This is a genomic window from Geoalkalibacter ferrihydriticus DSM 17813, assembly GCF_000820505.1.
Classification (GTDB): Bacteria; Desulfobacterota; Desulfuromonadia; order Desulfuromonadales; family Geoalkalibacteraceae; genus Geoalkalibacter; species Geoalkalibacter ferrihydriticus.
Window position 1 is genome coordinate 70,306 of record NZ_JWJD01000010.1, and the last position, 11,944, is coordinate 82,249.

Annotated in this window: 8 protein-coding genes and 1 pseudogene; all 9 read left to right on the forward strand. The window is 56.2% G+C overall.

Going from position 1 to position 11,944, the window contains the following annotated elements; genetic code table 11:
• Nucleotides 1-64 precede the first annotated feature (64 nt).
• The 9 genes and pseudogenes from GFER_RS17985 to GFER_RS16400 all read left to right on the forward strand — a co-directional run bounded on the left by GFER_RS17985 (nt 65) and on the right by GFER_RS16400 (nt 11,887).
• Nucleotides 65-1,735: a PAS domain-containing sensor histidine kinase gene (locus tag GFER_RS17985; RefSeq protein ID WP_052446520.1), complete on the forward strand. Its 1,671-nt coding sequence runs from the start codon at nt 65-67 to the stop codon at nt 1,733-1,735.
• A gap of 126 nt (nt 1,736-1,861) precedes the next feature.
• Complete coding sequence (locus GFER_RS17990; protein ID WP_052446521.1) at nt 1,862-5,590, forward strand: CHASE domain-containing protein; 3,729 nt, start codon at nt 1,862-1,864, stop codon at nt 5,588-5,590.
• Nucleotides 5,591-5,802: 212 nt separating this feature from the next.
• Nucleotides 5,803-6,056, forward strand: a pseudogene (locus GFER_RS18410) (integrase core domain-containing protein); the annotation flags it as partial.
• Nucleotides 6,057-6,376: 320 nt separating this feature from the next.
• Entirely contained in the window at nt 6,377-7,444 is a 1,068-nt protein-coding gene (locus GFER_RS16375; RefSeq protein WP_052446522.1) for a YeeE/YedE family protein, read from the forward strand.
• A gap of 6 nt (nt 7,445-7,450) precedes the next feature.
• Nucleotides 7,451-7,717 carry a sulfurtransferase TusA family protein gene (locus GFER_RS16380; protein WP_052446523.1) on the forward strand — a complete coding sequence of 89 codons (267 nt, stop codon included), beginning with the start codon at nt 7,451-7,453 and terminating at the stop codon, nt 7,715-7,717.
• Nucleotides 7,704-9,068 carry a two-component system sensor histidine kinase NtrB gene (locus tag GFER_RS16385; protein ID WP_052446524.1) on the forward strand — a complete coding sequence of 455 codons (1,365 nt, stop codon included), beginning with the start codon at nt 7,704-7,706 and terminating at the stop codon, nt 9,066-9,068. Before GFER_RS16380 ends, GFER_RS16385 begins: the two co-directional genes overlap by 14 nt.
• 11 nt (nt 9,069-9,079) lie before the next feature.
• Complete coding sequence (locus tag GFER_RS16390; RefSeq protein ID WP_040101095.1) at nt 9,080-10,423, forward strand: sigma-54-dependent transcriptional regulator; 1,344 nt, start codon at nt 9,080-9,082, stop codon at nt 10,421-10,423.
• Nucleotides 10,424-10,624: 201 nt separating this feature from the next.
• Nucleotides 10,625-11,464 carry a C-GCAxxG-C-C family protein gene (locus tag GFER_RS16395; protein ID WP_052446525.1) on the forward strand — a complete coding sequence of 280 codons (840 nt, stop codon included), beginning with the start codon at nt 10,625-10,627 and terminating at the stop codon, nt 11,462-11,464.
• A gap of 90 nt (nt 11,465-11,554) precedes the next feature.
• Entirely contained in the window at nt 11,555-11,887 is a 333-nt protein-coding gene (locus tag GFER_RS16400; RefSeq protein WP_040101097.1) for an ArsR/SmtB family transcription factor, read from the forward strand.
• Nucleotides 11,888-11,944: the final 57 nt, after the last annotated feature.

An 11,944-nucleotide genomic window follows, 5' to 3' on the forward strand; every position in this document is an offset into this window, starting at 1 on the left:
CAGGACGTTTCCCTCCGAACGTGTGACAATTCAATGCTGGTACTCAGGACTCAACGGAGATGATTTGAGTCTTTTCAGAAATGTCATTATTCTTGTCTTTATGCTGGGTTTGCTGGTGCCGGGATCTGCGTTCAGCCTTGATGCCCCGGCTTTCGGTTACGAAATGTTTGAGCGTCACGGTGCGGTCATGCTGCTCATCGATCCCGACAGTGGACGCATCGTCGATGCCAATCAGGCGGCGGTCGATTACTACGGCTATCCGCGCGACCAGCTACGGCGCCTGGCCATTCAGCAGATCAATACCCTCTCTGACGCCGAAACCCGGCAGGAGAGGGCGTTGGCGGCGCGGGAAAACCGCAACTATTTCATCTTCCGGCACCGTCTGGCCAACGGTGAGATCCGCCCCGTCGAAGTCTATTCCTGGCCCATCACCGTAAATCAAAGAACGGTGCTCTTCTCCATCATCCATGACGTTTCTCAGCGCGAAACGCTTCAGGAGGCTCTGGTGCAAAGCGAGGTGAGACTGCGCTTTGCGGAAAAGGTTGCCGGGGTAGGGCACTGGACTCTTGATCTCGATACCGGCATCTACACCTTTTCGCGGGGCGCCAGGGAATTGTTGGGACTGGAAGGCGAAACCCACGAAGTTAAGAGCATTCTTGGTCAAATTCTGCCCGAATATCGCGAGTTGATGGAACGCTCGCGCCACAGGCTTATTGAGCAGGGAGAAGAGTATTCCGTCGAAATCAGATTCCAGCGACCCGGTGACGGCCGAATCCTGGATCTGCATTCTCAAGGAATCTACGATGCGGAGGAACACAGGGTGTTCGGCGTTATTCACGATATTACGAATTATTCCGAAACGATGCGGACGCTGAAAGGGCAAACCCTGAAATTCGTGACGGCGATGTCTGTGGCGGTTGTTGTGCTACTGGCGGTTATTTTTCTACTTATCCAAGCCATGCGCACACGCAAAAATGCCCAACAGGCTTTGCTCGACCGAGAAGCTCTGCTTAAACGCAATGATCAGTTGCTTCGAGCCAAAAACGCCGAGTTGGAGCGCTTCACCTATGCCGTGAGCCATGACCTGAAGAGCCCCTTGGTGACGATTCAGACCTTTCTTGAATTTCTGCGGGAGGATATGAAAACGGCCGATGCCACCCGAACAGCCAAGGATATTGGTTATATTGACAGCGCCGTGCAGCGTATGACGCTGTTGCTTGACGAACTGCGTGAGTTTTCCCGCGTTGGGCGGATGATGAATGAAGCCGTCGCGGTGTCCTTCACGGATTTGACTGAGGAAGCCTTGGCGCTGGTGGCGGGGCCCATTGCCGAGCGTGGGGTGAGTGTTCAGGTAGAGGATGTGGATTTGCGCCTGGTGGGTGATCGCCCCAGGCTGGTCGCGGTCTGGCAGAATCTGGTGGAGAATGCCGTCAAATATAGGGGTGACCAGAAGCAACCCCGCATTGAAGTCGGCGCCGAGTTGTCAGGCGACACCCCGGTTTTTTTCGTGCGGGACAACGGCATGGGCATTGCTCCCGAAAATCACGACAAAATCTTCGAGCTGTTCAAACGCGTCGAAACAAGCGGCGATGGCACGGGATTCGGTCTGGCCCTGGTCAAGCGCATTGTTGAGCTGCATGGCGGGCGCATCTGGGTGGAGTCGGAAGGTGAAGGGCAGGGGGCTTGTTTCTCCTTCACCTTGCCGAAAGCTGTTTCGGAGAAGAGTTCTGCATAATTTGACTTGATTTATTTGCTTCTTGTAATTAATATAAATTTATGGTTTTGTGAACGGATGGACGACGCGATAAGCCGTCCGCACAAAATGACGCCTTGAAAATGCAGTTCCGAAAGTTTTTATCCTGTGACCAATGGCCAGCTGACAGGACAGAAAAAACAATACAGCCTGGTTTCTGCCATTGCAATCCTCCCGGTTTTTGTGGCGGGAGTGCTGCTTGCCTGGTGGTCCGTGCAAACGGCTTTCGACCACCTGCGCCAGGATCTGCTGCGTCAGGCGCAATGGCTTGCGCAAACAGTGAATATCGATCATGTCAATGCCCTCAGCGGCACCCCCGCCGACCTCCAGTCTCCTGCATACCTGCGCCTAAAAAAACAGTTTTCCGCCAGTGTCTCCATCGATCCCCGCCACCGCTTCATCTATCTCATGGGCCGAAATGCTGATGAGAGCGTATTTTTTTTCGTTGATAACGAACCGGTTGGTTCCGCCGATGAAGTTGCGCCCGGCCTGATCTACAACGAGGTTCCGGATGGATTTCGCCGTGTATTCGATACGGCAATCCCAACAACGGAAGGCCCCTATACCGATCAATGGGGTCGTTTTATCAGTAGTGCTGTGCCCTTGATTGATCCCGCCACGGGTGGCGTTGTCGCAGTTTTGGGCCTGGATATTGACGCTCGCCTCTGGTCGCGCTTGTTGATCCGGGCAGCGCTCCCCAGTGTGCTATTGACCCTGGCACTGGCTGCAGTTTTACTTTTCGGCGCAGTGCTGCTGAATTTACGCTCGCGATTTAGAAATGACCCATCACGCTGGATGCACCGCCTTGAGCCCGCCCTGGTGGCTTTAATCGGGCTGATCCTCACAATGTTCTCCGCCTGGATGGCGCATGATTGGGAGAGTCGTAACCGCGCGCAGAGCTTTGTGCAACTGGCGGCAATCCAGACCGGGGCCATAGCAGACACTTTGCATGATTTGCGCGACATTGAACTGGAAAGCCTGGCGCGTTTTTATGAGGGCCGCGAACACATTACTTCCGCAGAGTTTCAGCATTTCACCGGCTTTCTTACTCGAAATCAGGCGGTTCACGCCTGGGCTCTGATCCCGGCTGTGTCAGCGGCGGAGAGGCTCGATTTTAAACAGCAGCTCGATGCCGATGGATTGCAGGATTTTTCCATCTGGGAAAGGGACGCTCAGGGTAACCGCATGTCTGCCGGCAGTCGGGACAGGTATTTTCCGCTTATGCATGTCGTGCACCTGACAGCTAATGACCCGATTCTGGGTTTTGACCTGGGCTCTGAGCCCCTGCGTCGCGCGGCGTTGGAAGAGGCGATGCATTCCGGCATGATGACCGCTACCGCGCCCCTCACCCTGGTCGATGAAACCGATGACCAATTGGGCATGCTCATCATGCGCCCGGTTTTCACTCGCGAAGATAAGGGCCCTTTGCGCGGTTTTGTTCTTGCAGCATTGCGCCTGGACAATCTGCTGAAAAGTCAGGCAAAGGATCATTCGATATTGATGAAAATCGCACTGGTGCACAGTGATGCTCCGAGCCAATTACTCGCGGTCTATGGGGACCGCCAGGACATGTCGGGAAATGGGCTGTCCGTGACGCGCCCCGTATTTGCCTACAGCAGGGTTTTTGCCGTAACCGCCCACGGGGGGCCGGATTTCATGCTGTTGCACCCTGCTCGAGCCGGGCTGCTGGTCGCGCTGAGCGGGCTTGTGCTGACCGTCGCTCTCGCTGCCGTAACCGGAGTCACCTTTCGGCGCCGCGAGGAACTTGAAGGGTTGGTTGAGGAGCGAACGCGATCGCTGCATGACAGCGAAATGTTTTTGAGGATGCTGCTGCAAACCATACCGATTCCGGTTTTTTACAAGGACAAAGAGGGGCGCTATCTGGGCTTCAATAATGCGTTTGAGACATTTTTCGGAAAGTCCAGGCAGGAACTTATCGGCAAAAGCGTTTTTGACATCAGTCCCTCGGAATTGGCTGAAATCTATCACGCCCAGGATCTCGTGCTGTTCGAGAAACCCGGGGTTCAGGTGTATGATTCCCGGGTCAAGGATGCTCAGGGCGCTCTTCACGAGGTGGTGTTTCACAAAGCGTCCCTGACCGACGCGCAGGGTGCGGTTGTCGGGCTGATCGGCGCCGTGCTTGATGTGACCAAGTGCAGGCGGGCAGAGACAGAACTTCAGGTCGCCAACCTGGAGTTGCAGGCCGTCAGTGAACGCGCTGGGGAAATGGCCCGAGAGGCGGAATCAGCCAATCTTGCCAAAGGCGAGTTTTTGGCCAACATGAGCCACGAGATTCGCACGCCCATGAACGGGGTCATCGGCATGACGGGGCTGCTGCTCGATACGGCACTGACCGATGAACAGCGGCATTACGCCGAGATTGTGCGTGGGAGCAGCAAATCGCTGCTTTCCTTGATTGACGGCATTCTCGATTTTTCAAAGATTGAAGCCGGAAAGCTCGAGCTGGACACGCTGGACTTCAAATTGCCAAGTCTGCTCAACAGTTTTTCGATGGCGTTTGCCGTGCAAGCGGAGGAAAAAGGGGTGGAATTTTCCTGTGCTATTGATCCGGGAGTTCCCGTTTTCCTGCGCGGCGATCCCGGTCGTCTGCGGCAGATTCTAGTCAACCTGACCGGCAATGCCCTTAAATTTACCACGGAGGGTGAAGTGGCGGTTCAGGTGTCGCTGGTGGAGCAAGGGCAGGAGGATGCGCTGTTGCGCTTTTCAGTGCGCGATACGGGTATCGGCATTCCGCAGGACAAAATCGGGTTTCTTTTTAACAAATTCACACAGATTGACAATTCGACCACCCGCAAATACGGCGGCACGGGACTGGGCCTTGCCATCTCTAAGCAACTGGTCGAACTCATGGGCGGGGAGGTGAGCGTGCGCAGCAAAGAAAACAAGGGGTCGGAATTCAGATTTACCGCGCGCTTTGGCAAGCGGGACGCAGGCGCGCAAACCGCTGGTTATCTGCAGGTTGACACGGGCGGGTCACCTGCGCTGACTCAGAAAATTTCCGATTTCAATACAGAGGAAGGATTTCCACCGTCTCAAAGGGTTGATGGAGCGACCACCCGATTTGGTGGTCGCACAGCGCGCATCCTCCTGGTCGAGGACAATGCCACCAATCAGCAGGTAGCCCTGGGTATTCTCAAAAAACTTGGACTATCTGCCGATGCGGTTGCCAACGGTGCGGAAGCCCTTAATGCCCTTGAGACCAAGGCCTACGATCTGGTGCTCATGGATGTGCAGATGCCGGTCATGGATGGTTTTGAAGCATCCAGGCAGATCCGTAATCCGCAATCCGCGGCCCTTAATCACCGGGTGCCGATCATTGCCTTGACCGCCCACGCCATGCAGAGCGATCGACAGCGCTGTCTCAATGCGGGTATGGATGACTTTCTGTCCAAGCCGGTGTCGCCGCAATTGTTGGCCGAGATTCTGGAGAAATGGCTGCCCGAGAAAAGTGTGCCTTCCGTTCAGCAACCTGCCCCTGTCCTGAAAGAGCCGGTGGTTTTTGATCGCGCGGGCATGATGGAGCGAATGATGGCGGATGAAGACCTGGTGCAATCGGTCATTGAAGGATTTCTGGAAGATGTTCCCGGGCAAATCGAGAACCTGCGCAACTCTCTGCAGGGCGCGGACATGGAAGGTGCTGAGCGGCAAGCTCACACCATTCAAGGGTTGGCGGGACTCGTCGGCGGTGACAGGTTGCGGGCGTTGGTTTTGCCGATGGAACAAATGCTGATGAATGGCGACCTGGAGGGTGCCAGGGCGCGCCTTGCCAACATGCAATCCGAGTTCGAGGCGCTGAAGAAGGCCATGCTGTCCTGATTTTTTCTGAAAAGTGGGCGATCAGATTGAGGTTAAGGGCTCTCGGGTGACATTTGAAGGTAAACCGGCCCTGATCGCTGCGGAGGTCAAAAAGGATGATTCGGTGCTGGTGTTGCGCAATGAGGCCGGCATCCCCGTCTGGGCTGGTTGGAGTCGTTGAAGGCGGTTCTTGGACACTGAATTGGGGTAAAGTCCCCGTGTCCAAGGAGCACTCGGACCACTTTCAGAACCAGATCAAGTTCTGGGGGATCACTCCCAGCTTTCCTTCGTTGCCGAGCCTCAGACCAACGGCGTGGCCGAACGTTTCAACCGCACGTTAAAAGAGCAAGCCATTTATGGCCACGTATTCCGAACCGTTCATGATGTTCGCGAGGTCGTCGGGACCTTTGTCGAACTCTATAACAGCGAGTGGCGCGTCGAGAAAAACCAGTTCAAATCGCTCCATGAAATCCGTCATGCGGCGTGAGTTTAACTTGTGTCCAAAGAACCGGTTCCGCTACAAATTGCCGGTGCAGAGAAACAGGATCCGTAACTTTCCCATGATTTTTTCATCCCTTGGCTAGAGACGGGATCAGCAGCACCGGAGCATGGTTTTTCGACTCCTTGCCGCGGAAGAGGACAATCCCTAAACGTTGATAGATTGGGAAAATACCGGGAAAGCTTATCCGCATAGGCGAATGAAGGCAAGGCAGCTTACCGGGTAGAATCCCCCATTCATTTAATTGCTCAATTTGTCGCCAGGATGGTAAATTGCGACGTTAATACCTTTTGGCGCAAGGTGCTTTCATGCCGCTAAGCAATCCCTGGTTGTGGTTTGTTATCTATTTCGGTCTCGGTCTGATTCTTGGTACGGTGCTTTACCGTAGCGATTTCTGCATGGCCGCCATTCTCAGAGATGTTTTTCTTTTCAAGGACACCGCGCGTCTGCGGCACCTTTTTCTTGCTGTTGTCCTGACCTTATTTCTGTTTCTGCTGCTACGCGCAGTCGGGCTCAGTCCCGCGGATCCCTACAGGGGCTACGGCATCGTGTCCCTTATGGGCGTCGGCGGTGGGCTCATCTTCGGCTTCGGCATGGTTTTGGCCGGCGGCTGCGTCATGAGTTCCCTTTATAAAATGGCCTCCGGAAACCTGAGCTATGTCCTGGTCTTTTTTGGAATGATTTTGGGGAGCATGCTCTATGCCGAGTTGTTTCCCTGGCTGCAGGAGGTCGAACGCAGTCTGTCTCTCGCCATGCCGGCCAGTCTGTTTGAGCTTTGGCCGCGGGCAATGCGCTGGGTCGCATGGACTTTTATCGCTCTTGCGGCGCTGCTCTTTGTTCAGTGGCAACGCAAGGGATATTGGCACCTGAGGGTCGAAGTGGCCGGTTATCTGCAACCCTGGCTGGCGGCCCTATGTCTTGCCTGCATCAGCCTGGCTCTTTATCTGTTCAGCTCTGTGCCCTTGGGCATTTCGTCGGGCTATGCCGAATTGGCGGGTTTTTTGGGCAGAATGATCACGCCCGAGCATGTTGCGTCCCTGGAGTACTTCAGCCGGAGCGAGGCCATGCATCTCGCCGAGGGTCGCCGTTACGGCGAGGTTGTTCTCATGGCGGGCGTGGTGTTCGGTGCCTTTGTCAACGCCGTTGCATTGCGCGAGTTCCACGTGTCCCCTCCGCCACCCTTGAGTCAATGCGGCGCGGCCTTTGCAGGAGGTCTGTTGATCGCCTTGGGGGCGCGCATGGCTCAAGGATGTAATTTCAAGCATCTGCTCGGCGGCTTGCCGCTGCTCTCCGTGCAATCCCTGCTCTTTGCCCTGGGGTTGATCCTGGGTGTCTGGTTGGGCGCCCGCATACTGCCCCGGCTTCTTTTGAGGTAAACTTTCATGGACACCAGAGAAATCATCGAAACCATCGACTTGAATATTCTCGGGCAGGTTTGTCCGGCGTGCCTGCTGGTGGTGCTCAAGGCGCTCAATGATCACGAACAGCGACTGCGCTGCGGAAAAACGCGCCTGGTGGTGCGCACCGACCACCGGGACAGTACGCGCACGGTTCCCGAGTCGGCCCGCAAAATGGGCTATGCAGCCCTGGTGAAAAAAGTCGGCAGCTATTATGAAATCTCCATCGGGAAAAAAGATGATCCCGCCTGATGAGGAACTTGCCTCCCTAAAGGAGCGCTGCGCGGTTCTGGAGGCCGAAAATCAGGCCTATGCGCGCTACATTCGCGCCAAGACCAATCAGTTGCTGGAAATCATGGAAACGCGTGCCCTACAGGCCGAAGAACTGGATGATCGTGCCCTCCTCGATCTGGATCCCATCGGCATCGTGGCGCAGTCCTTCCAGCAGATTCTGGGGCATCTCAACCGCACCATCGACGAGCTGCGCGAGGCCAGGGCCGGCGAGCGGGAGCTGCGTGAATATTATCTGACCGAGAAGATGAAGCTGGCCACGGTGATTGAAAGTCTCTCGGAGGGCTTGCTGGTTCTGGATGAACAAAACCGTATCCTCTCCTGCAACCGCGCCGCTGATGAGCTTACTCAATGGTTGACCACCGAGATGCTGGGGCAACCCATCGGTGCCGGATTTCCCGAGATGGAGAACGCCTTGCGCAAGAATGCGGGCGACGCGCAGAATCTGGAGCTGGTGCATCGCAGCCGCGCGGGTGAAGATCTTCTGCTGTCGGTCAACATCGCTCGCCTGCGCGACAGCGAGGGACGCCGGCTCGGCCGGGTTGTGACTTTTCGTGACAGCACCGAGGAGAGAAGGCGCACGGAGCTTTATCATCGCACGGAAAAACTCGCCGCCATCGGCCAGCTTTCCGCCGGGGTCGCCCACGAGCTCAATACCCCGTTGGGCAGCGTGCTGGGTTATGCGCGTCTGCTGCTCAAGGACAAGACCCTCAACGCCACCCAGCGGGCCTGGGTCGAGATCATCGCCGAACAAGTCAAGAAGAGCAGCGCCATCATCCAGGGCTTGCTGCGCTTTGCCCGTCAATCAAATCCCGCGCGGCGTTGCCTTGAAGAGTGCCGGTTAAATGAAATCATCGCGCAGACCTTGCCCTTGCTCGCCACGGAAACGGCCAAGCGCAAGATTGAATTGATCACCGATTTGCAGGCCGTACCTGCCATTGTCGCCGATCCGCGTGAGCTTGAACAGGTCGTGCTCAACTTGACGATGAATGCCTTGCAGGCCATCGGCAACAAGGGCCGCATCAGCATCCGAACCCGGCATGCGGGAGCGCGCGTGGTGCTGAAGGTGGAGGATAGCGGTCCGGGCATTCCCGAACCGATTCGCTCGCGCATTTTCGACCCCTTCTACACCACCAAGCCCGTGGGGGAGGGGACGGGTCTGGGCTTGTCCATCTGCTCGGGAATTGTCGGCGATCTGGGTGGAAGCATTGACGTGAGCAGCGTCGAGGGGCAGGGGACAACCTTTATCGTGTCGCTGCCGGTGCACGCAAATGGTGCGTCGAATGTGCCAAAAAATCGTAAAATCAGCTAGGAGGACGCTTGATGTCTGCTCCCTCGATTCTTATCGTGGAAGATGATCTGCGCATGCGCCAGCTGCTGCGCGATACCCTGGGTGCCGAGGGGATTGTTGCCGAAACGACCGAGGACAGCCGCGAGGCGGCGCGGATTCTGGATGCGCAGAAGATCGACATCGTCATTACCGATCTGATGATGCCCCATATCGACGGCATGGAGATCCTTGAACGCGCCCGACGCGGCAATCCCGAATGCGCGGTGATACTCATCACGGGTTACGGCACCATTGAGTCGGCGGTGGCGGCCATTCGCAAAGGCGCCTACGACTATGTCCAAAAACCCTTTGAGCCCGATGCCCTGCTGCTCATCGTGCGCCGCGCCCAGGAACATGTGCGCCTGCTCCAGGAAAATCGCCGACTGCGTCGTCAGGTCGAGGGAATGCACGGCGAGGAATTGATCGGCACCAGCCGCCGGATGGTGGATCTAAAGAACTTCATCGCCAAAATCGCCCCCTTTGACACCACGGTGCTGATTCAGGGAGAGACGGGCACCGGCAAGGAACTGGTGGCCAAGCTCATTCATCAGTGGAGCCCCCGGCGCACCCAAACTTTTTTGCCCATCAACTGCGGCGCCTTGCCCGAATCGCTGCTGGAGGCCGAACTTTTCGGGCATGTGCGTGGCGCTTTCACCGGCGCCGACCGGGATAAAAAAGGCCTTTTCGAGGCGGTGGAAAAAGGCACGCTTTTTCTCGATGAGATTAATTCCATCTCCCCGGCATTTCAGGTCAAATTGCTGCGTGTTCTGCAGGAAGGCACCTATATGAAGGTCGGGGGTCGCGATCCGCAAAAAACCGATGTGCGGGTCATCGCCGCGGGCAACGTCCCTTTGGAACAGGAGGTCGCGGCGGGCCGTTTCCGCAGTGATCTGTTCTACCGTCTCAACGTGGTGCCGGTGGAGATACCGCCCCTGCGCGAACGGCGCGAGGACATCGGCCTGCTGGCCCATCATTTCCTTGCGAAATACGGCGCCAAATACGGCAAGAGCGTACAAACCATCAGCGCGCGGGCCCTCGAGAATCTGCGTGCGCACCCCTGGCCGGGCAACGTGCGCGAACTGGAAAATGTCGTCGAGCGCGCCGTCATCGTCGCTGAAGGCGATGAGCTTTTGCCTGCGCACCTGCCGCGTCTTACGCCGCCGGCGGATGAACGCATGGCGGCAGATGAGGATTTGATTTCCCTGGAAGAGATGGAAAAGCGCCTCATCCTCAAAACCCTGCAACGTACTAGCGGCAATCGCGGCAGAACCGCCGAAATTCTCGGCATCAGCCCGGTGTCCCTATGGCGCAAGATAAAGAAATACGAATTTTATTAGAAAAGCCCTTCCCGCATTTCTTTCATTTTGAAACAATCCTTCACAATGAAATTAAGATTAGAGAGAAAAGTCACTGATTTTGCGCTTTTGTCTTGGCATACCCCTTGCTGTATAAATAACCCGAAATAGGAAAAAACAGTCGCATTCGTCGACAGAATTTCCATATGTCCAACCGCAACGCAACAAGGGGAGGCTTAGAGCATGGATAAGGATCGCAGAAAAGTCCTGGGTATGGCAGGCTGCATGGCGGCGGCCGGAGTTCTCGGTACGGGAGCCTTTAAACTGGTCGGTGCTCAGGACGGAAAGAAGGAAGACGTCAAGGCGCGTCCGCCCGTCAAACTGGACAGCAAAGGCAAGGTCTTGCATGAGCCGCTGCCCTATGTGGCCCTTGATCCCGACAAGGCCCTCGAGCTCGGGTACAGCAACAAGCTCATCGGCGACTGCATGTACGGGGTGTTTTCGACTATCGTTGAGATGCTTGGCGATAAAGTGGGCGGGCCTTATCTGACCTATCCCACCTCAGTGACGCGTTTCGGGGCCGGCGGCATTGTCGGCTGGGGTGCCACTTGCGGTTCGGTGCAGGGGGCGGCCATGGCGATTTACCTGGTTTCACCCAATCCGACCCCGATCATTGATGAGGTTCTCAATTATTATCAGTACTCCATGCTGCCCGACCTCAGGCCCCCCAATGCGGCCATGGACATCAAGCCCTCCCGGGCGGATTCGACCCTTTGCCACGTGTCCATCTCGCACTGGACCAAGGCCTCGGGAGCCCAGACCTTTTCCAGGGAGCGCGTGGAGCGCTGCGCCCAACTCGCCGCCAATTTGACGAAAAAGACCGTCGAGGCTCTTAATGCGCAGTTGGCCGGCAGCTTCAAGGGCGATTTCCCCATCCCGGAAGAGGTTCTTGCCTGCCGCGCCTGTCATGATATGGGTGGCGCCATGGAGAACACCCGCGGCAAGATGAACTGCATGACTTGCCACAGCGGGCATGATGAGATGAAACCCAATATTTACGAAAAGCCTCCGGTGAAGTTGTAACGCGCAGCGGCAACCCAAAGTGTGTACTTGACAAAAGAGGCTATTTGGCTATATTGCCAAGTAGCCTCTTAACCATTGAAAGGTCAGCGCTTGTATCAAAACCGCAAAAGCCATTTCGAAGCCCGCGCCCGCGTTCTCAAGGCTCTCGCCCATCCAACCCGGTTGTTCATTGTCGAAGAACTCGCCAACGAGGAGCGCTGCGTCTGTGATCTGACCGAGATGATCGGGGTGGATATCTCCACCGTCTCCAAGCATCTCTCGGTTCTCAAGCAGGCCGGCGTTGTGTCGGACGACCGGCGCGGCAACCAGGTTTTTTATCGCCTGCGTGTGCCCTGCATTCTTAATTTTTTCGGCTGCGTGGAGTCGGTTCTGGAATCCCGGGCGCGCGAGCAGAGCGAATTTCTTGAAGTGGTTGCGGACTAACCCCTATTTTTTTGCTCAAATATTTGGTCATTTGACCAAATAGGAAAGTGCTGTCAA

What these genes read in the sequence shown, in the direction of transcription:
- GFER_RS16375 (WP_052446522.1), top strand. Translation starts at nt 6,377, where the DNA reads ATGCCGCTAAGCAATCCCTGGTTGTGGTTTGTTATCTATTTCGGTCTC.
- GFER_RS16380 (WP_052446523.1), top strand. Translation starts at nt 7,451, where the DNA reads ATGGACACCAGAGAAATCATCGAAACCATCGACTTGAATATTCTCGGG.
- GFER_RS16385 (WP_052446524.1), top strand. Translation starts at nt 7,704, where the DNA reads ATGATCCCGCCTGATGAGGAACTTGCCTCCCTAAAGGAGCGCTGCGCG.
- GFER_RS16390 (WP_040101095.1), top strand. Translation starts at nt 9,080, where the DNA reads ATGTCTGCTCCCTCGATTCTTATCGTGGAAGATGATCTGCGCATGCGC.
- GFER_RS16395 (WP_052446525.1), top strand. Translation starts at nt 10,625, where the DNA reads ATGGATAAGGATCGCAGAAAAGTCCTGGGTATGGCAGGCTGCATGGCG.